Annotated in this window: 22 protein-coding genes; 2 read left to right on the top strand and 20 right to left on the bottom strand. The window is 51.5% G+C overall.

What is annotated here, in order from left to right:
- Positions 1–56 precede the first annotated feature (56 nt).
- On the top strand, positions 57–986 hold the full coding sequence (locus tag V2546_RS08790) for a hydroxymethylglutaryl-CoA lyase (RefSeq protein WP_329752087.1): 930 nt from the start codon (positions 57–59) through the stop codon (positions 984–986).
- A 79-nt stretch (positions 987–1,065) separates the two neighbouring features.
- Here V2546_RS08790 and spoIVB read toward each other — a convergent pair whose 3' ends face one another.
- The 10 genes from spoIVB to nusB form a co-directional block, all read right to left on the bottom strand.
- Positions 1,066–2,343, bottom strand: coding sequence for a SpoIVB peptidase (gene spoIVB / locus V2546_RS08785; protein WP_329752086.1), 1,278 nt, complete (start codon positions 2,341–2,343; stop codon positions 1,066–1,068).
- A gap of 226 nt (positions 2,344–2,569) precedes the next feature.
- Positions 2,570–4,261, bottom strand: coding sequence for a DNA repair protein RecN (gene recN, locus V2546_RS08780; RefSeq protein WP_329752085.1), 1,692 nt, complete (start codon positions 4,259–4,261; stop codon positions 2,570–2,572).
- A 368-nt stretch (positions 4,262–4,629) separates the two neighbouring features.
- Complete coding sequence (gene argR, locus V2546_RS08775; RefSeq protein ID WP_021905435.1) at positions 4,630–5,082, bottom strand: arginine repressor; 453 nt, start codon at positions 5,080–5,082, stop codon at positions 4,630–4,632.
- A gap of 107 nt (positions 5,083–5,189) precedes the next feature.
- Positions 5,190–6,038, bottom strand: a complete 849-nt coding sequence (locus V2546_RS08770) for an NAD(+)/NADH kinase (protein WP_329752084.1) — start codon at positions 6,036–6,038, stop codon at positions 5,190–5,192.
- Positions 6,039–6,048: 10 nt separating this feature from the next.
- On the bottom strand, positions 6,049–6,858 hold the full coding sequence (locus V2546_RS08765; protein WP_118530514.1) for a TlyA family RNA methyltransferase: 810 nt from the start codon (positions 6,856–6,858) through the stop codon (positions 6,049–6,051).
- Positions 6,859–6,901: 43 nt separating this feature from the next.
- A complete protein-coding gene (gene dxs / locus V2546_RS08760) occupies positions 6,902–8,770 on the bottom strand; it encodes a 1-deoxy-D-xylulose-5-phosphate synthase (RefSeq protein WP_329752083.1) in 1,869 nt (622 codons plus the stop codon).
- 34 nt (positions 8,771–8,804) lie between these two features.
- Positions 8,805–9,698: a polyprenyl synthetase family protein gene (locus tag V2546_RS08755; protein WP_118298727.1), complete on the bottom strand. Its 894-nt coding sequence runs from the start codon at positions 9,696–9,698 to the stop codon at positions 8,805–8,807.
- Positions 9,682–9,915: an exodeoxyribonuclease VII small subunit gene (xseB, locus tag V2546_RS08750; RefSeq protein WP_118298728.1), complete on the bottom strand. Its 234-nt coding sequence runs from the start codon at positions 9,913–9,915 to the stop codon at positions 9,682–9,684. The genes V2546_RS08755 and xseB overlap by 17 nt, the downstream gene beginning before the upstream one ends.
- A gap of 9 nt (positions 9,916–9,924) precedes the next feature.
- The gene (xseA, locus tag V2546_RS08745; protein WP_329752082.1) at positions 9,925–11,226 is read right to left on the bottom strand and encodes an exodeoxyribonuclease VII large subunit; all 1,302 of its coding nucleotides are present in this window, start codon (positions 11,224–11,226) and stop codon (positions 9,925–9,927) included.
- A gap of 3 nt (positions 11,227–11,229) precedes the next feature.
- The gene (gene nusB / locus V2546_RS08740) at positions 11,230–11,685 is read right to left on the bottom strand and encodes a transcription antitermination factor NusB (protein ID WP_118599212.1); all 456 of its coding nucleotides are present in this window, start codon (positions 11,683–11,685) and stop codon (positions 11,230–11,232) included.
- A gap of 292 nt (positions 11,686–11,977) precedes the next feature.
- Here nusB and V2546_RS08735 point away from each other — a divergent pair, with 292 nt between their 5' ends.
- On the top strand, positions 11,978–12,913 hold the full coding sequence (locus V2546_RS08735) for a hypothetical protein (protein ID WP_329752081.1): 936 nt from the start codon (positions 11,978–11,980) through the stop codon (positions 12,911–12,913).
- 63 nt (positions 12,914–12,976) lie between these two features.
- On the opposite strand, the gene V2546_RS08730 is transcribed toward V2546_RS08735, so the two are convergent.
- From V2546_RS08730 to V2546_RS08685, 10 genes are all read right to left on the bottom strand, one after another.
- Complete coding sequence (locus V2546_RS08730; protein WP_142412262.1) at positions 12,977–13,360, bottom strand: Asp23/Gls24 family envelope stress response protein; 384 nt, start codon at positions 13,358–13,360, stop codon at positions 12,977–12,979.
- A gap of 93 nt (positions 13,361–13,453) precedes the next feature.
- Complete coding sequence (locus V2546_RS08725; RefSeq protein WP_215703239.1) at positions 13,454–14,182, bottom strand: SpoIIIAH-like family protein; 729 nt, start codon at positions 14,180–14,182, stop codon at positions 13,454–13,456.
- Between the two features lie 161 nt (positions 14,183–14,343).
- Positions 14,344–14,973, bottom strand: a complete 630-nt coding sequence (locus V2546_RS08720; RefSeq protein WP_118530492.1) for a stage III sporulation protein AG — start codon at positions 14,971–14,973, stop codon at positions 14,344–14,346.
- Positions 14,927–15,439, bottom strand: a complete 513-nt coding sequence (locus V2546_RS08715) for a stage III sporulation protein AF (RefSeq protein WP_329752080.1) — start codon at positions 15,437–15,439, stop codon at positions 14,927–14,929. The genes V2546_RS08720 and V2546_RS08715 overlap by 47 nt, the downstream gene beginning before the upstream one ends.
- 112 nt (positions 15,440–15,551) lie before the next feature.
- A complete protein-coding gene (locus V2546_RS08710; RefSeq protein WP_329752079.1) occupies positions 15,552–16,763 on the bottom strand; it encodes a stage III sporulation protein AE in 1,212 nt (403 codons plus the stop codon).
- A complete protein-coding gene (locus V2546_RS08705) occupies positions 16,760–17,146 on the bottom strand; it encodes a SpoIIIAC/SpoIIIAD family protein (RefSeq protein ID WP_329752078.1) in 387 nt (128 codons plus the stop codon). The genes V2546_RS08710 and V2546_RS08705 overlap by 4 nt, the downstream gene beginning before the upstream one ends.
- Before the next feature lie 12 nt (positions 17,147–17,158).
- On the bottom strand, positions 17,159–17,353 hold the full coding sequence (spoIIIAC, locus tag V2546_RS08700; RefSeq protein ID WP_118298737.1) for a stage III sporulation protein AC: 195 nt from the start codon (positions 17,351–17,353) through the stop codon (positions 17,159–17,161).
- A gap of 12 nt (positions 17,354–17,365) precedes the next feature.
- Positions 17,366–17,902, bottom strand: a complete 537-nt coding sequence (locus tag V2546_RS08695) for a stage III sporulation protein AB (protein WP_142412268.1) — start codon at positions 17,900–17,902, stop codon at positions 17,366–17,368.
- The gene (gene spoIIIAA / locus V2546_RS08690) at positions 17,899–18,948 is read right to left on the bottom strand and encodes a stage III sporulation protein AA (RefSeq protein ID WP_252197485.1); all 1,050 of its coding nucleotides are present in this window, start codon (positions 18,946–18,948) and stop codon (positions 17,899–17,901) included. The genes V2546_RS08695 and spoIIIAA overlap by 4 nt, the downstream gene beginning before the upstream one ends.
- Before the next feature lie 235 nt (positions 18,949–19,183).
- Complete coding sequence (locus V2546_RS08685) at positions 19,184–20,476, bottom strand: homoserine dehydrogenase (protein WP_118298739.1); 1,293 nt, start codon at positions 20,474–20,476, stop codon at positions 19,184–19,186.
- Positions 20,477–20,880 lie beyond the last annotated feature (404 nt).

Here is a 20,880-nt window from a genome sequence, read left to right as displayed (position 1 = left end):
TATATTTACAGCAGGATGCGGAATCATTATTTTATCAAAAACAAAGGAGATCCATTATGAAATTACCATCTTCCATCACCTTATGCGAGGTCGGTCTCCGAGACGGACTTCAGAACGAAGCGACACTGCTTACCGTCCACCAGAAAGTTGCTCTTCTCCTCGGTCTCATCGATGCCGGATTTAAAGTTATCGAAGTCGGCTCCTTCATGCACCCGAAAGCTGTTCCGCAGATGGCAAACACAGATGAAATCTACAAAGCGATCGGCGAAATTCCAGGCGTGGAACTCCGCGCCCTGATCCCGAATCTTCGCGGAATCACCCGTGCCATTGACTGCGGATGTAAAAAGGTAAAATTAAATGTGTCTGCCAGCCGTATGCACAACTTAAAGAACCTGAACATGACGCCGGAACAGAGCGTTGCAGGGTTCGCTTCCTGTGTGGAAGCAGCAAAGGAAAACGGGATCGCAATCTCCGGTTCCATCTCCATGCCGTTTGCCTCCCCGTGGGAAGGAAGAACTCCCGTTGAAGATGTAGATGCGATCATCGAGGCATACTTGAAAGTAGGAATCAGTGAAATTTCCCTCTCCGACGCGTCCGGAATGGCTGTTCCGAATCAGGTTTACGACCTCTGCTCCCATGTGCGCTCTACTTATCCAGAGTGTTCCTGGTGGCTTCACTTTCACAATACCCGCGGTATGGCGATGGCAAATATCCTCTCTGCTCTGGAAGCCGGAATGACCCAGTTTGACAGTTCCTTCGGCGGTCTTGGCGGCTGTCCTTTCGTTCCCGGTGCTGCCGGAAACATCTCCACGGAAGATGTCCTTCATATGTGCGAGGAATCCGGAATCGAAACCGGTATCGACATCACAAAAGTGATCGCCCTTTCCAATGATCTCCGCTCACTTCTCGGTCACGACATGGACAGCTATATTCTCCGGGCCGGCCGTTCCAGCGACCTGATCCGCTCCAGCCAGTCGGACAGCTGAAGGACCGGTTCTCACAGTTTTCCATAGCCACATGACTGTTCTCCCTTTTCGGGGCAGCATACCCATAAATTGTTCCCGCTCAATGCGAGATCATATTCTCCGCAAAGATCCCATACCCCCTCGTCGGATCGTTGATAAACACATGGGTCACAGCCCCGATAAGTTTTCCGTCCTGGATAATTGGTGAACCACTCATACCTTGAACAATGCCGCTTGTCAAATTTAAAAGTTCCTCATCTACAACACGGAGAACCAGGCCTTTATTTTTCTGAATGCTGCCGTAATCCACCTTCTGAATTTCGATCTCATAATCTTTTACTTCCCCGGACACATTGCTTCGGATGTACGCAGTTCCCTTGTGAGTATCCTGTCGGAAACCGACGGGAATCGCATCGGTTTTTATTGAATCCAGAAAATGTTGGTTTACGGTTCCGTAGATTCCTTCTGTCGTATTCTCCTTCACTTCCCCCAGTTTTGTTCCTTTTCCGTAATAGATCACTCCCGACATGACTCCCGGCTTTCCGGTCTGGCCTTTTTCAATCCCGAGGATCTGGGTCTCGTAGAGTTCCCCACCTTCAATATCTACCAGTTCCCCGGTATCACTGTCACTGATTCCATGCCCAAGAGCACCAAAATTTCCGTTCATATCCACATAAGTCATGGTTCCGATTCCCTGAGTATCATCCCTGACCCAGGCACCAAGCTTATAGCTTCCGTCTTCCGCAAGAACCGGTGTCATATCGACCTCGATCCTGCGACCATCACGCCGGATTCCGAGCGCCAGCGTCTTTCCGTCTGACGCGCTCACCGCGTCCACCAGATCATTTTTATCTTCCAGATCTTCTCCATCCACCGTCTGGATATAGTCTCCGGACTTTAAAATCCCGTAAGCAGGTTCCACAACATTTCCCGTATCATTTGTGACCTGCCCCGTCCCAATCACCATAACACCCTTCGATTTTAAATAGATTCCCACCGGCATTCCACAGGGGATCGCATAAGATCCATCCACCACCTCCACCTGAATGTCTTTCATCCGGATAAGTCCCAGAAACTTCATTCCGACCCGGTAGCTTCCCTCATTTTTCCCATACATAGAGACTGCATCCGGGCGTTCGATCCGGATCATTCCTTGCGGGATTTCTGAAGCATTTTTCAGGACAACCTCCTCGCTGTCACTCTCAAAGGTCACTCCGGGAGGAAGAGCGAAATGAAAGACTTCTTCCTCATTGACCACCAGATTCAGCCGATCCGGCACTGCATACCGGATATAGACCCAGGAAAATCCGATTGTAAAGACGAGAGAAATCCAGAATATCCGGATCAGGATCCGTCGAAACGATTCTTTTTTCATCATGGCAGCTCCTCCTTTATTCGTTCTTTATCTGCAACGCCGCTGTCGCGCCTGCACTGCAGTTTTCCGAAGCTGCCGCTTCCCTTTTATCGTTTCCACTTTATCAGACAGTCATTCCCAGCCGTCACAGAAACCGTTATAAAAAAAGGAGAGGCAGCTTTTTTGCTCCTCTCCTATTATGTGATGCTTTCTTATTTTCACCCTGTCAGTTTTTTCTCATTCTGCCGATTCATCCCGCTGTTTGAAGTACAGCTCTGTGATTCTTCGTCTCCTCTGCCAGACGTTTCATCTCCTCGGCATTTTCCCGTACTTTTTCCGTAATCTCAGCTCCGCCTAAGAGTCTTGCGAGTTCATCCACCTCATCCTTCTCTGTAAGCTTTCTGATTTTCGTCGCAGTCACACCATTCTCCACAGATTTTTTTATTTCAAAGTGCGTATCCGCCATTGCCGCGATCTGCGGAAGGTGGGTAATACAGAGTACCTGGTGCTTTTTTCCGATATAGGACAGGCGCTCCGATACCTTCTGGGCAGTCCGTCCACTGATACCAGTATCGATCTCATCGAAGATCAGAGTTGGAATATCGTCCGTGTCCGCAAGGACCGTCTTGATCGCCAGCATAATTCTTGAAAGCTCACCGCCGGAAGCAACTTCCCCCAGCGGCCTTGGCGGAATACTTCCCGGATTTGTGGAGATCAAAAATTCCACCTCGTCGGAGCCGGCTGCCGTAAAGTGATCGGTCCGGTGTACATCTACCCGAAATTCCACATGAAGAAAGTTCAGGTCCTCAAGCTCCTCCGTGATCCGGTTCTCCAGAATCTTCGCCGCTTTTTCTCTCTCCTTCGAGAGCCGTCCGCAGAGAAGTCCCAGAACCCGCTTCTGCTCCTCAAACTCGGCTTTTGCGGCAAACGCCAGTTCCGCATAGTTTTCCAAGTCCTCAAGCCGTTTTTTCTTCTCTTCCAGACATTTTAAGACAGCTTCCTCGCTGTTTCCGTATTTTGCCATAATTCCACGGACAAGATCCAGACGTTCTTCCGTCTTTTTAAAATCTTCCCCTGAAAACTCCATCTCATCCATATAGTCTGAGATCGACCTGCAGATATCCGATAAAATACTTTCCGCGTCAGAAAGCCCCGCAGCGATCCCGGACAGTCTTTCATCGTAGGATGCCACACTTTCCATCTCACGGTACGCACGCCCGATCGCGTCCCCATCTACCGCCTGATAAGCTCCCTGTAAGCTTTCCATAATTTTTTGACTATGGGAAAATTTACGGAATTTCGCCGCAAGTTCTTCCTCTTCGCCCGGTTTTAATGCGGAATCCTCAATCTCATCGATCTCGAATCTCACGAAATCAAGTTCCCGCTTCCGGCTTTCCTCATCCAGAGAGAATCCGTCAAGCTTTCCCTTTAATTCCAGATATCTCCGGTAACTCTCTGCCACATTTCTTTTTAAGCTTCCCGTCTCTCTCCAGGAATATTCATCAAGGATCTCCAGATGTTTCTGCTTATGAAGGAGAGACTGATGTTCATGCTGTCCATGGATATCGAGAAGCTTTCCGGTCACGGCTTTTAAGCGCGCCGTCGTCACTGTCTCGTCATTGATCCGGCTGATGCTTCTCGTCTGGGTGATCTTTTTTGAGATGATCAAAAGACCATCTTCATCCGGATACACATCCATTTTCTTTAATTCTTCCCGTTTTTTCTCGTCATCAACCGAAAAAATAAGCTCAATATACGCATACTCTTCCCCACATCTGATCATATCCCTTGACGCTTTTGCGCCCAGCGCCAGGGCAACAGAGCCGATGATAATCGACTTTCCGGCTCCGGTCTCACCGGTCAGGATATTCAGGCCATTTCCAAATTCTACATCTGCCTGCTCGATCAGAGCAAGATTTTTTACATGTAAACCAACAAGCATCCTGTTCCCTCGCTTTCCCTCTATGAAAATAAAACATTTGTTCGATTTGGTAAAACGAGTATAGCACACATACGTTCGATTGTCCAGTGCTTTTTCGAACAGTTGTTCTCTTTTTTCTGTTCTGTTTCCTAAAAAAATCCCTGCAAAGCAAAACCAGGTAATTATCCCGTTTCTGCTCCGCAGGGCTCAATATTTCTGCAATATTCTGCCTTAAACCAAAAGGTCCAAAGCCTATTTTCCTCCGTAACTGTTCAGTAAACAGTTACGCGCAAAAATCCATTCCAAATCGGCTGTGCCGATAGGATTTTTGCCTTCTATTCTAAGTTTTCTTACGGTCAGCGCAGTAAATGCGCAGACCTACTGAACAGTTACTTTCCTTCAATGATCTTCTTCAGCTTATCCATCAGAATGATCGTGTCATCCACGGTCCGCACCGCGCACATGATCGTATTGTCTCCGGCCACACAGCCGACGATCTCATGAAAACCGATCACATCCAGTGCCTCAGCGACTGCCATCGCCATACCGGAAACCGTCTTGATCACAAGAATATTCTGTGCCATGTCCATGGACACATAGCAGTCCCTGAAAATACGGATATATTTCTCGCCAAAATCTTTCTGATGCTGCATGACTGCATAGCACTGGCGGCCATTTTTTCCAGGAGCTTTCGTGAGCTTCAGTTCACGGATATCTCTCGATACTGTCGCCTGTGTCACATGATATCCGGCCTTTTTCAGATACTCCGCAAGCTCCTCCTGCGTCTCGATCTGATATTTTCCGATCAGCTCCACGATCTTACTGTGTCTGTCAACCTTCATGTCTGCTGCCCCTTTCTGATCTCGTCCTGTATCAGTGTCCAGTTCACTTCTTTTGAAGTGATCCGCACACCGCCCTGCGTGTCCTGCAGCGCTATTCCGCTGTAAATTCACGCGTCGTACATCTTCATCTTTAAAATATCAAGGAATGACCGGTGATCAAGCTTCACAACTCTTGTCACGGTCTCTGCCTTTGTGATCTCAATATAATCCCCGTTTTCCAGGCGAACCAGCGTGTCACCGTCAAACGCCGCCACCTGGCTGCCGCGGTTCGTCGCCGGGATCTCGATCCGGATCCGGCTTCCGGCACCGAAAACGATCGTTCTCGATGTCAGCGTGTGCGGGCAGATCGGCGTCAGGATCATGAGCTGTCCGTCCGGCTGTGCGATCGGCCCGCCCGCCGACAGATTGTAGGCTGTCGATCCCGTAGGTGTCGCAACGATCATGCCATCGGCGCTGAATTCGTTTAAAAACTGTCCGTCCACGTACAGCTTTAATTTCAGAACGCGCGGATCCCCGTCCCTTGTCAGGACGATATCATTTAACGCGATACTATCCTTCACAGGTCTTCCGTCCCGGTAAACGCAGCCCTTTAACATCATGCGCTCCTGGATCTGGTAAGAATCCTCCAAAAGCGCATCCAGAAGCTCCTTCACATCGCCTTCCCGCCCGATCTGAGTGAGATACCCGAGACCGCCGAGGTTGATCCCGATCATCGGAAGATCACGCCCTGCGAGATCCCGCGCCGCCTGGATCAGGGTTCCGTCGCCGCCGAGTGTGATGACACATTCCATATCTCCCGGAACATCCTCAGGATCCGTATAGGGATTTCCATGTCCGGAAGCACTTTTTCCGGCGGAGACTTTTGCGCCGCGGGTCGTCAGATACTCCTCGATCGCTGTCTGCATGTTCTTCGTATTTTCTTTGTCAGGATTCGCAACGATGTAGAATTTCTTCATATATTCTGTCCTATTTATCCAGTGTCTCGTGTGCCTTGTCGACGATCCCGGAAGCTCCGATCGCGTCGTTTGTGAAGGTGCTGCCATCAGTACAGTTTCTTAAATGAAGCAGGTACTCGATGTTTCCTTCCGGTCCCTTGATCGGTGAAAATTCCAGATGTAGCGCCTCAAAACCGATGCTTCCGGCAAATGATGCTACCATCTCGATGACCTCGAGATGGACTGATTTTTCACGGACAACACCCTTCTTTCCAACCTTCTCACGTCCGGCCTCAAACTGCGGCTTGATCAGGCAGACAACCTCACCATCCGGCTCCATGAGTGCCTTCACAGGTCCCAGAACTTTCGTCAGGGAGATAAAGGATACATCAATGGATACAAACTGGATCCGGTCCGGGATCTCCTCCGGAGTCACATAGCGGATATTCGTCTTTTCCATGCAGACCACGCGCTCATCGTTCCGGAGTTTCCATGCGAGCTGTCCATGTCCAACATCGACGGAGTAAACCTTCACCGCTCCGTTCTGGAGCATACAGTCCGTAAATCCGCCGGTGGACGCACCGACATCCATACAGATCTTTCCGGCCAGTGTCACACCAAAGTGCGTCATCGCCTTCTCTAATTTCAGACCTCCGCGGCTCACATATTTTAAAGTCGTTCCGCGCACCTCCACGTTCGCAGTCTCATCGAACATGGAACCCGCCTTGTCTTCTTTCTGTCCATCTACATAGACGATGCCGGACATGATGACCGCCTTCGCCTTCTCCCTGGACTCCGCCAGGTTTCTCTTTACCAGAAGAACATCCAAACGTTCCTTCATGGGCTTTTTCTCCTTCCCGGGATCTTCGCCTCCCAGACTGTCTTTATTTCCAGGAATCCAGTTCCTTCTCGATCCGCTTCAGGACCGAATCGCTGTCGATCCCCAGCATTTCCCGAAGGACGGACACATTTCCGTGTTCCACATATGCATCCGGAAGTGCGATCTGGATCACCCGGATCTCCGGATAAAATTCATGAATATACTTTGTGACATACATGCCCATGCCGCCGCGGAGCACATTTTCCTCCATCGTGACGATGAGCTTATGATCTTTGCACAGATGATCGATCATATCGGTGTCGAGTGGCTTCACAAACCGCGCATTTACCAGGGTACATGCATGTCCTTTTGCCTTCAGTTTTTCCCGGACATGCTCTCCGGTGCTCACCATGCTTCCGAGAGCAAAAAGAGCAATGTCAGACTCCTCATAGAGCATCTCCGCCTTTCCGTACTCGATCGGCGCCCGGAACTCCTCCAGTCCGCGGTACGCCTGACCTCTCGGATAGCGGATCGCGAGCGGTGCGTTGAACTTCACGCCGAACTCCAGCATGTCTTGAAGCTCCCAGAGATTCTTCGGCGCCATGATGTTCATCCCCGGAACAAGACTCAGAAACGAGATATCAAAGATTCCCTGGTGGGTCTCCCCGTCGCTTCCCACAAGACCGGCCCGGTCGATCGCGAATAAGACCGGAAGGTTCTGGATACAGACGTCATGGAGCACCTGATCATAACCGCGCTGTAAAAACGAGGAATACACAGCGACAACCGGTTTCAGCCCGGCCGACGCCATACCAGCCGCGGACGTCACCTCATGTGCCTCCGCGATCCCCACGTCAAAGAACCGCTTCGGGAATTCCTTCGAAAACTTCGTGAGTCCCGTTCCGTCCGGCATTGCCGCCGTCAGCGCAACGAGCTTCTCGTTCTTCTTCGCAAGTTCACAGATCTTCTCAGAAAAGATATCGGTATAACTCGGGAATTCTTTTTTCTTAAGCGGCTTTCCGGTCTTGATATCGAACGGCTCCACACCGTGGAATCTCGCCGGATTTTCCTCCGCCGGCTTGTAACCTTTTCCCTTTTTCGTGATCACATGGACCAGGACTGCATGCTGGACCCGCTTTGCTTCCTTAAACACGCGGATCATCGTTTTCACATCATGTCCGTCAACAGGTCCCAGATAGGTGATCCCCATATCCTCAAACAGCATTCCCGGGACGAGAAACTGCTTGATCCCGTTCTTTAACTGGTAAAGCCCATATGCCATCGGCTTTCCGATCACCGGGATCGAGGAAAGTCCCCGTTCCACCTTGAGTTTCAGCTCCGCATAACCTTCCTTCGTGCGGACACTGCTCAGATACCGTGACATACCGCCGACGTTCTTAGAGATCGACATCTCGTTGTCGTTCAGCACGATGATAAAGTTCTTTTTGATCTGGGCAGCATTATTTAATGCCTCGTAGGCCATTCCGCCGGTCAGCGCGCCGTCTCCGATCACAGAGATCACCGAATATTCTTCGCCCGTGATCTCCCGTGCCTGGGCGATCCCAAGCCCTGCGGAAATCGAAGTGGAACTGTGTCCCGTGTCGAACGCATCGTACGGGCTCTCTTTTCGCTTCGGGAACCCGCTCATCCCGCCGAACTGGCGCAGATCGTCGAATCCGGCCTTTCTTCCGCTTAAAAGCTTGTGCGTGTAAGCCTGATGTCCCACATCCCAGACGATCTTGTCCTTCGGCAGATCGAACGCCAGATGCAGCGCCATCGTAAGCTCCACAACGCCAAGGTTTGAGGCGAGATGACCTCCGGTCTTACTTATCTTTTCGATCAGGAACTGGCGGATCTCCCTCGCGAGCTCCGGATACTGGTCTTCTTTCAGTTTTTTGATGTCCGAAGACTGTTTTATATGATCAAGCAGCATGTTTCCAGACTACTCCCTTACATATTTTTCTTCCTTAGTTTTTCCTGTTTACGAGCATTTCAATAATGTCATACAGAAATTCATTCTTTCCCGGCAGACCGGCAAGTCTTCCCGCTGCCCGGTCGGAAATCTCTTTGACATCCTGTTTTGCCTTCTCAAGACCTTCCAGCGTCACATATGTGGTCTTCTGATTCTTCTCATCGCTTAAAACAGGCTTTCCAAGCTCTTCCTGGGTGCTCGTCACATCGAGGATATCATCCTGGATCTGGAATGCAAGTCCAACCTCGGACGCCATTGTCTCGACTTCCCGGATCTCCTCATCGGATGCACCGGCAAGGACTGCGCCGATCATCATGGAGGCCTCTAAAAGAGCTCCTGTCTTTAAGCGGTAGATAAAGTCAAGTTTCTCCCTCGGGACCGCCTTTCCGGTCAGCTCCACATCGACGGTCTGTCCACCGATCATACCGTAGATCCCGGTCTTCTCCGCAAGGATCCCGATCGCACGTCCGACCTTCGCAGGGTCCGCTCCCATCGTGAATGCCTTTGAAGCCACCTCAAACGCGTAGATCATCAGTGCATCGCCCGCGAGGACCGCCATATCATATCCGTACGCTTTCCAGGTCGTCAGCTTTCCGCGGCGGTACTCGTCATTGTCCATACACGGAAGATCATCGTGGATCAGTGAGGACGTGTGGATCATCTCCATCGCCGCCATGAACGGCCCGATCTCCGGTCCGTTCCCGCCGAATAAACGGTATACTTCCCGCATCAGCAGCGGTCTCAAACGCTTTCCGCCCGCCTTCACGCTATAATTCATCGCCTCAAAGATCGTCTTCTGGTGCCCGGTCTCCTCCGGAAGATAAGAATATACGACTGCCTCGGTCTCTGCGACCGCCTGTCTGAACTTTTCCTTAAAACTGTCCGTCATCTTTCGTTCCCTCCGCCTGATCTCCGCTCAAAACAAGGATCCTCTTCTCGATCATTTCGATCTTTTCATTGCAGCTCTTTACGAGCTTCATACCTTCTTCATAGTCCGCAAAAGCTTCTTCCAGGGATCCGTCTCCCTTTTCCAGCCTTCCGATGATCTTATCGATCGCCGCAAACGTCTCCTCTACATTCATCTTTTTTCTTGTCTCGTCATCCATAGTCTTTCCTCACTGCGACAGTTTTTCCTGTCCTGATGTCCTGATGTCATAGTTTTCCACGTTGTTCACGGTCGCTCCGATCCGTCCGTCCTTCACACGGACTGTGATCCGGCTTCCAGGTACTGCCTGTTCCACGGTCTCCAGACGCTTTCCGTCTCCGTCCGTGATAAATCCAAAACCATCGCTGATCTTCTTTAACGGGGAAAGTCCCCAGAGTCTGGCACTCTTCACCGCAAGATTTCTCTTGTCCGCGGCAAGTCGGTCCTTCATCTCTCTCTGAAGCAGCGTCTCAGCATTCTGAAGATCTCTTCTTGCCTCCTGCTGCCTCTGCGCGATCAGCCGGAGCAATGTATCCTCCGCATCTGCCAACCGCTTTTTCTTCTCATTTAACTGGCTCTTCGGATCATAAAACCGAAGCGTCAGCATATCCTGCCTCAGCCTGCTCTTCGTCCGGTCCAGACATGTCGCCATCTCCTTCATCAGACGCTGCTTTCTCGCGTTCAGATCCATCTGGAACTGGAAATAGTCAAACACCGCAAGCTCAGCCGCCGCCGATGGTGTCGGCGCCCGAAGATCCGCCGCATAGTCCGCGATCGTCACATCCGTCTCGTGACCGACCGCCGAGATCACAGGCGTATTGCACGCAAAGATCGCTCTCGCGACCTCCTCCTCGTTAAACGCCCACAGATCCTCGATCGAACCGCCGCCGCGCCCGACGATCAGGACGTCCAGTCCCATCGCATCGAGCGTCCGGATCCCCTTCACGATACTGTCCTTCGCCCCGTCTCCCTGAACCAGAGCCGGGTATAAGATCAGCTGGACATACGGATTTCTCCGGTGCGCGATGTTCATGATATCACGGATCGCCGCCCCCGTCGGAGCCGTCACGATCCCGACCGTCTTCGCAAACCGTGGGATCGGCCGCTTATACTGCGGGTCGAACATTCCCATCTCTTCCAGCTCTTTTAAGAGTTTTTCAAATCTCAGATACAGGTCCCCGCGCCCGGAAAGTTCGATTTCTGACGCGTAGAGCTGGTATTTTCCGTCGCGCTCGTAGACATCCACGGTTCCTTTTACGACAACCTGCTGTCCCTCGGCTAACTTGAAGTTGAGGCCGCGTCGCTGGCTTGCGAACATGACAGCCTGAAGTGTTCCGCCGCCGTCTTTCAGTGTGAAATAGATATGTCCGGAACTGTGATACTTACAGTTGGAAACTTCCCCCTTCACCGACAGGCGGCGAAGAAGGAAGTCCTGTGCAAACATATTTTTGATGTATGAATTTACCTGTGCAACAGAGTAAACACCTGCCATCGTTTAATTGCCTTTCTGGATCAGTTTTGCAAGGATACCGTTTACAAATGCCGGGGCTTCATCTCCGCCGAATTTCTTTGCGAGTTCAACCGCTTCGTTGATGGCAACCTTCTCCGGGATCTCCTCGTCATATTTCATCTCGAACACTGCAAGACGTAAAATCGTAAGCTCAACTTTACCCATACGTCTTGTTCTCCAGCCTTCCGCGATCTCGTTGATCTTTTCATCGATCTCCGGGATCAGTTCCATGATCTTCTCGACGCGTTTTTCGAGATATGCGCGGTCCTCTTCTTTCTCAAACGGATCATGAAGGATCTCATCTTTTCCGTCTTCGCCGGTCACATCCTCCTTCGGCGCTTCAAAATATTTCTCTAACTGCTCTTCCTTCTCCTCTGCCGGGTAAAAATCCTGGCAGAACAGCATCTTAAAACAATGTTCTCTGGCTTCCCTTCTGGTCACTTTTCTACCTCCGTTTATCTGAACGGGCCGACGGGCTTTTCCGTCAGTCCGTGCTGCTCTGATTATCAATCTCTGAACTGCTCTTTTGCAGCCATGCTTCTGAAAAAGCTGCCTTTTGCAGCTTCTGCAGATGTGAGCGCAGAACAGAGTACTCCTAATTTAGGATTATACATGAAAATGTATATTTTCACAAGTCCTTATGTGAGAGATGTTTTTTTTATCCTTGTGGTATGGTATACTCTTTCTGATCCCTTCAGAATTCCAAACTTACCTCAGAAAGGAAAATAATACAATGAACAAAGTAAAATACCTGCCGTTCATCATCCTGTGCATGTTATTATCAGGATGCGGCGCTGAGAAAAACACGATTTCAACAGATACTCCCGCAGAAACAGCGATACAAACTTCCGAAATCGAATTAAAAGGAGAGACAGAATCCAGTTCTAAAAATGCTACAGAAACAACGGCAGAAAGCACCTCTGAATCTGACACGAAAACAGTGGCAGAAGAAAGCTCTGAAACCGATATGAAAACAGAAACCAGCCCTGCTGCCAATACTGACACCGAAAATACGGCTCCTGAGACAAAATACATTACCATCGACCTGTCCACAGCCAGGGAAACACATCCCACCGGTGATGCCACCGCTCCTTTTGATTTAAAAATCGTATCCGAAGAAGAAAACGGTATCGATTTTGCAAACGAATGGTACGACAGTAAAGGATTATCCCTCCCCATGATCGGCACCGACTGGAACAACTTTTATGATGACAACTACCAGTACCTCTGGTCCGGCGAAGAACTTTATATTTTTGAGAACGGTACCGGAAACTGCCTGTATGTCTTAACCTATCCCACCGACAAATGGTACATCAACGGAAATAACGCCTGTCTAAGGGACGGAATCTTCTATGGAGCCAGCGTGACAAACGGCTATGCCCAGCCGGATACCTGTTTCATGTTCGCCTATGATCTGGAAGATAATAAACTCCTCTGGCGAAGCGCTGACCAGACTTATAACTCCATGAACTTTATCTTAAAAGACAATGTCATCCTCTGCGGATACGGCTTCACCTCCGAGGACGACTACCTCTATCAGCTTGATCTTCACACCGGCGAAATCCTCTCCCGCCTGAAACTAAAAAAACAGCCTGATCTCCTCGTGTATCAAGATCATATGCTTTACGTCCATACCTACAGCTATAACTACACCATCGAAATAGAATAAGTTTGCCAAAAAGGGCAGGATCCCCAGTCTTCTGGGGATTCTGCCCTCACGCAGTTATAATCTTTACTTTTCTTCCATGCTGACCCCGGCAATCTTAATATTCACATCAAGCACCGTAAGCCCCGTCATGTTCTCGATCGCACTCTTAACCTTCTCCTGCACCTTCTCGCAGACATCCGGAATACTATATCCATACTTCAGGTTCAGCGCCATATTCACACTCACATGTTCCTCTGTCACTTCCACCTTCACGCCCTTGGAAAGATTCTTCATTCCAAGCTTTCCAACCAGCTCATTTGTGATATTTCCAGCCATGGAATCCACGCCCTCGACCTCAGTTGCTGCCAGGCCGGCAATAATTGCCACGACTTCATCCGCAATCCGGACCTCTCCGATTTTGTCCTTCTCATAAACCTTATGACTGCTTCTCTCTGTTTCCGCTGCCACAATAATTACCTCCTGTATATCAAAGATACTGTTATTATACCATTTTCTCCCCCTGTTGCATAGCTCTTTTTCTCATCCTCTGCCATGTTCCCATCACTCCTCCGCATCCAGCAGCGTGATCACGATCCCGTCCGCCCCGATCTCCGTCTTTCTCTTCACGATATCCTCGATCTGCGCCCGCTCCTGGTCCGTGAGCGATGCCGCGTTCACAACAACGTCCGCCTTCCCGTCCGTAATGCTGACCACCGGGTCCACAAAGCCCTTCGCCTTGAGAAGCGTCTCCGCCGCATTCTCCTTCTCCGAAACCTCCGTCAGACCGATCAGGTTCTGGATCGCCGTCTGCTTCTCCTCCTCCGAGATCTGGTCACTGTTGATGATCTGCATCAACGTCTCCTTGTTCTTCGCCCGGATCTGCTCCCTTCCAAGCTGAACCCCCGCTATGTACTCAGAGATCCCCGTTCCGCCTGTGAGCACTGCCTCGCCCGGATTCTCGATCCCCGCTGCCGCGGTCTCCTCCCCTGCAGCCTCAGATCCAGAAACCTCCGCACTCTCCGGCACCGCAGCCACCTCATTTCCATCCGGAAGCTTCTCTTCGCCGTCTCCGTCCAGACTTGCGATCTCCGTGAGACTTCCATCATCCACTCCGCTCTTCGCCTGATTCTCCGCCAGAATGTCCGAATCGGAAATGTCCATCATCCCCGCCTCGTACACCTCTGCCCCCGCCACTTCCTTCTTCGACGAGTAATTCAGGTATCCCGCCGCCGCGATCATGACTGCCAGTGTCGTGATAATGATCTGATTCCTTCTGAAGATCCGTTTCATCGCAAAACTCCTTCTTTCCCATACTTTCATACTTCCATTCTATGATTCCACGCCTAAAATATGCAGTCCCGGCAGAATACCGATCTATTTTCCCGGCACCATACACTCATTCCGGACATCCGAAAGTTCCACAGCCGGATCCCGCCCCGGAGAATTTCTTCTCAGGATTCCCCTGCCGCCCGCTTCATCACCTTGATCTTGTTTGCCGGAAGCCCGAGGAGCGCCTCCATGGCCTCCGTGATCTCCGCCCGGATCACCGCGCTTCCTCCCCCGTCCGCGCTGATGATGATCCCTGAGAGTTCCGGCTTCACCTCCTTTTCCATCACCGGCGACTGGCTCTTCCCGTCAAGCACCGTGCTCTCCGACTGATCTTCCTCCCGTATGATCCTGGAACTCCCGGAATCCGCCCCGCTCTCCTCCGTCACCGAGGAGGTGCTGCTCTTATCCACATGCCAGACTCTCTCCTCCGAGGATTTTAAGACTACCATCACATCCGCCTCCCCGACGCCGTCCACACTCCTTAAAAGTTCCCGGATCCGCCGCTCCAGCTCCGCCTCGTAGGAAACACTCTCCGCCTTTGCTGCCGTCTCCGAACCGGCGCTGGGATCCGCCGCACTCTCATCCCCCACATCGGCCAGGACCTCCGCCGCACGATTATTCCACCCGGGATCCGTCTTTCCGCTGTCCGGAAGCGAGATCACAAACAAAAGCAGTCCGGAACAGAATAAAAAGAGCACTTTCTCCTTATTTCCTTTTAACATCGACCTCAATGTCCTGTTCTTCCATTCCATAATACGCTCCTATCTTTCTTCTCACCGAGGCGATCCCCACCCCGGTCTGATCCTGCCTGCCCCTGACCACCAGCTTCACATAGCTGATATTCCCGGCTTCCGCCACATCGACCGAAACGCTCTCACATTCCAGCCCGTCATGCTCCGCCATCGACCGGATATCCGCCTCCGCCGCAGCCCGGTATCGCCCATAAAATTCCCTGATCCGGCGCTCATCTGCCGCCCCCAGCTCTTCCTTCAGCGTCCGGACATCATTCTCAAATGTAATCTTTTCAAAGATCCCCGCCATCGCCGTCTCCATCCCCGTGATCCGTAATACCGGTCCAAACGCCAGAAGGATCATGACCGCGCCAGCAAACAGCCGCAAATATTTCTCATATTTCGGATCCGGCAGAAGGTTCATGACCATCGTCACAAAGATCATGTAAAATACGATGTCACGCACCCAGTTTTCCACTGCTTTCATGCCGTTCACCTCACTTTTCCACCGCTGCTCACACCACTTCCAAAACATCCGTCTGATTTTTCAGACTTCCATACCCGCTCCGCATCTTCAAAACTGCATATTCTCATTTTGTTCATCCCGCATAATACACCGCGTTCGTCGAATAGCTGATCACCGCGATCGTCACGACGAACAGTGCCAGCGAGTACCCCACGATCTTCAGCAGCATCCCATGTCCGGCGGCATTCTGCGTTATACATGCCGTCAGCCGTTTGTCGCACACGGGCTGCATCACGGCTGCCGCCAGATAGTAAAGCACCATAAGGACTGTAAGCTTCACCATCGGAACTGCTGCCAGAAAAAGCAGGACTGCCACTGCCGCTGCTCCGGCTGTATTCTTGATCAGGACCGCCGATCCCAGAAGAAGATCAGAAACCACTCCGGCCCCTGCGCCGACCCCGGGGACTGCCTCGACCGCCCGCATGACCGCCGCGTTTTTCATGGCATCCGCCTGTGGAAGTACCAGCCCCTGGATCAGATGAAATCCCACAACGATCCCGAACATGGTCTTCACCGTCCACCCCACAACCTTTCCCAGAAGCTCCGTCATCACCGAGAACATCTCCTCCCGGAACAGATTTCCGACCAGGGAAATCACCATGTAAAGTTTCATGACCGGCAGAAGGAATCCGGAGACTACCGTCTGGATCACTCCGATGGCTCCGATCGTAAACCCGCAGACCGAGGCGGATGTCACCGCCCCGCCCGCCATCGTCACTGCAAGAAAGTAGGCCGGGAGCAGCACTTTCATGAATCCCAGGATCTCCCCCGTCGTCTCCTCCGCGATTCGGATGCTGGAAAAAAAGCCAGCCGCCAGAAAGGTCTGCACACAGATGCAGATCACATAAAATCCCGTCTCCGACAGCTGGCCGGAGCCAAAGATCCCAAAGAAACCGGAGCAGGCCGCCCCGCACAGGGACAGGATCAGGATCTCCGCGAGAAATGATGCGTTTGTCCTGATTTCCGAAAATAACGCGGAGGCGATCCGGTCTCTTCCATACAAAAAGATTTTCTCCATGTCCCCTGCCTGGATCATGTTCATCAGTTCCCCAAATGTCATTCCCGCCGTTTTCTGTTCCCCGATCCGGTCCAGATAATTCTCGATCTCTGAAAGATCAAGAGCCGTACTCCCCGCATCCTGTGTCCATACTTCCTGCCCGGGATCCCCCGGCTCCGCCGCAAATGCGGGAATTGTCCTAAAAAAGTTCCCCGCAAAAAGCCCCATGATCATGAGCATGAACCGGATCAGTACCGCAGATCCCCTACGTTTTCCCGATCTTTTCATTCCATAAACACCTTCAATGACTCCACGAGTGACAGAACAACCGGTGCGCTCACCGCCAGGATCGCGAGTTTTCCCACCATCTCCACCTGTGTCCCCACCGCCGAATATCCCGCATCCTTACAGATCCCAGACATGAACTCCGCGATGTAAGCGATCCCCGCCATCCGGAGAAGTGTTGTCAAATACACATGCCGGATCCGGATCCCGTTTCCGATCTCCCGCAAAGTCTCGAGAAGGCCTCCGAGCTTTGCAAGTCCCAGAAATCCGATCCCGATGGATGCCGCCAGAACGAGATAGACCGCGTACTCCGGCTTCAACGGCTTCAGCTGAGCCGCAAACAGGATCGCCGTAAGCCCCAAAAGCGCCGCCTGTACCACAGACATAGTCATTCCCCCTCACAGTGAAAACAGGTTTTTGATCGTCTCAAACAATTCATAGATATACGGTACGATCCAGAACAGGACCAGAATCAGACCCGCGAGACTCGTGAGAAATGCCTGGTCCTCCCGCCCGCTGTGCTTTAAAACCTGGCACATCACCGAAACCAGGATCCCCACCGCCGCGATCTTAAAGATCAGATTTACCCCCATGTTTCCCCTCCTTTACGCAAAGAGCACCAGAATGAAAAGTCCCGCTGCCATTCCAAGCGACCGGTAAAGCTTCGTCCGGCTCTCCGTCTCCTTTTTCAGGAAAGCAAGCGAGTCATCCGCCTGTTCCAGATAGAAAAGGATCGTCCGCTCCTGGGTCGTTTTGTCCGCATATCCGAGATTTTCCCCCAGCGACCGGAGTGCCTGAAGATCCTCGTTTCTCATCGGCAGATCCTCCGGAAGTCTGTCCAGCTCCTCTTTCCATATCTCAGAAAATGATTTTCCGCGTTCTTCCTCCATCCGTTTTTCCACTCTCAGGAAAAAAAGCCCTGCTTCCGCTTCCATCCCGCTTTTCTCGTCCGCAAATCGTGTTCCGACTTCCTTCAGAGCCTCCGGAAGCGTCTCATTCGAGTAGAGGATCCGGCTCTTCAGATAGACCATCATCTGACGGAAGAGCAGCAAGATCTTCACCCGCGCTTCCCACTCCCCCGCCATCAGAAAACCGCCCGCCACCACCGCTGCCGCCATGCATAAAAGTCCCACATATTTCATATCTTTTCATTCTCCCATTTTCCGGTCATCCTCAGCTGAGATCGGTAACTGAATGCTGCCGCTGCATACCTGTCTTCACAGGTGCTTTTCTCTCTGCATTGACATACAGATTCATCATAGATCTCCGCCACAGTTCCAGGTGTCGGTACCCCAGTGAGGACCACATATCGGGAAAATATCTTTTCGCCCACGATGTCTCTCCACGCCGGACGTTTCATGATGTCCTCCATGTCCGCTCCATGGACCGTGGCGAGGATCCGGCACCCGCATTTCATCGCGTATTTCATCGCCCGGATCTCCTCCTCCCCGCCCGCTTCGTCGACCGCCAGTACCTGCGGTGCCATGGAGCGCAGCATCATGAGCATGCCCACGGCTTTCGGACAGCCGTCCATCACATCCGTCCGGGGACCGAGGTCACACTGCGGGACCCCGCCAAAACAGGCTGCGATCTCCGAACGCTCGTCCACCACGGACACGTTTTTCCCGGATCCCCATGATCCCCCGCTGGAAAGTTCCCGGATCAGATCACGCAAAAGGGTAGTCTTTCCGGCTCCCGGCGGGGAGATCACCAGCGTATCAAGAAACTCTTCCCCTGACAGAAGATGCGGCAGCACGGATTTCGCGCATCCTTTTATCTCGTGGGCGATGCGGATGTTTAAGGATGAGATATCCCGGACTGTTTTTACATGTCCGGACTCCACCACTGCTTTTCCCGTGATCCCGATCCGATGTCCGCCGCGGATCGTGAGAAATCCCTGGCTGATCTCCCGCTCGTAGGCATAGAGGGAATGTCTTGCAAAGATTTCCATGAGAGCTCGGATCAGCTCGGAATCCGCCATGCTCCCATTCTCGATTCCTGAATTTTCTTTCTCATCTTCTATCCGCAGTAATTCTGGATTTCCTCTTTTTTCATCAAAATTCAGGATTTTTTCCCCCTCCGAATCCAGAACGAACACCGGCTTTCCAATCCGTATCCTGATTTCCCGTATTGGTTCTTTCTCCGTGATCACCTGCTCCAGAAATCTCTGGACCATTTCAGCCTTCAATCCGCCATCCTCCCTTCCATTCTGTGATACATCATATGAGACAAGTCCGGAAATATGACTTGGTCGATCTTGTTCTGAAAGTCCGCAATTTTGGGAAGGAAATTGCGTTTTGCTCTAAAAGTCCGCAATTTTGGGGAGAAAATTACTGTCTTCTGATAAAAAAAGCAGATCTACCGGTCAGAAGTATTTCCAACCAGGCAGATCTGCCTTTTTACAATTAACATCCTGTTCTTTCTTAATCTCCGTATACACGAATGATCCCGGAAACCTCCCGCAATACAGACATTCCTTTCACGATCATCAGCGCATCGTTGAAATGTCTCTCCAGCACGGAATCCGTGATCACAACGAGCTCCGCAACTCCGTCTCTCGCACGTTTCTGTACGACCTGGGCGATGCTTACATCGTTGTTTCCGAGAACTCCCGCGATATTCGCCAGAGCGCCCGGCTTGTTCGCAACCTGAAGGCGGAGGAAATATCTCGATCTCGTCTCCTCGATCGGTTTTACCGGATAATTCTTATATGCAACGCCGCCGTTCCATCCACAGTTGTCATGGACGATATTTCTCATGACAATGATGATATCACCCATGACAGCGCTGGCCGTCGGCATCTTTCCTGCACCGCGTCCCATGAACATCGCGTCATCGCAGGCCTCACCATGGACAAACACTGCGTTGAACGAATCGCGGACTGTCGCGAGCGGATGCTGCTCCGGGATCAGCATCGGGTGAACCTTGACCTCGATCTCATTGTTCACCAGCTTTGTGACACCGAGAAGTTTGATCACATAGCCGAATTCCTTTGCATAGCGGATGTCATCGGAGGTGATCTTTGTGATCCCTTCCATGTAGACATCTTTGAATGTCACCTTGGAGTTGAATGCCAGGGAGGACATGATCGCGATCTTTCGGCCCGCATCGTAACCTTCCACATCAGCCGTCGGATCCGCCTCCGCGTAGCCAAGTTCCGTCGCCTTCGCGAGCGCTTCCTGATAATCCATTCCCTCTTCCGACATTTTCGTCAGAATGTAGTTCGTGGTCCCGTTGACGATTCCCATGATCTCCGTCAGCATACTTCCTGCAAGACTCTGCTTTAACGGCCGGATGATCGGGATCGCACCGGCAACGGCAGCCTCAAACTGGATATCGCATCCATTATTTTCCGCAAGTGTCAGGATCTCCTGTCCGTACTCCGCGAGCACATCCTTGTTTGCCGTGACAACCTGCTTTCCTGTCTCAAGCGCCTCCACGATATAAGTTCTCGCCGGCTCCACGCCGCCCATCAGTTCGATGACCAGCTGGATTTCATCATCTTCCAGGATTTCCTTCCAGTTGTCCGTCAGGACCTCCTTCGGGATTCCCGGGCGCTCTTTTTTTGTGTTCCTCACCAGGACCTTCTTGATCTCCAGATTAGCTCCCGTTTTCTGAAACATCTCATCCTTTAACATCTCAGAGAGCGCATACACTCCGCTTCCAACCGTTCCGGCACCGAGGAGCGCCGCTTTGATCACCTTTTTCTCTCCCATGGTATTTTTCTCCTTTATCCCGGTCTTCCTTTCCCTGACCAGCGATCAGAAAAGTCTCCGGTTTTCTTTCCACATCTTTCTCCGGTCCGGATACAGGATCCGGTATCGACAGCGTTTCTGTTTCGCTTCCGCTTCATGACCGTGCAGCGTGGACATTTGTCTTTATCGCAGTGCCGTAATTATACTACAACGTGCTAAAAAAAGCAAGAAAAAAAGCGCATCACAGTTTCCTGCCCTGCAATGCACTCGCTTTGTTACTTTTCACGGGTAGGAATTTTCTGAACTGAAAATTCCGTATGATACAGTTTTGGTCGCGGATTTTGCCGATTCGGAATGCGGAGCATCGGCAAAATCCTGTTACAGTGCGCGGGCATGGAGAGCCCGTGTACTGTAACCTCGCTTCG

Origin of the sequence: Clostridium sp. CM74B_53, assembly GCF_036318045.1 — a bacterium.
GTDB lineage: Bacteria > Bacillota > Clostridia > Lachnospirales > Lachnospiraceae > Pilosibacter.
This window is presented reverse-complemented; position numbering and strand designations above follow the sequence as displayed.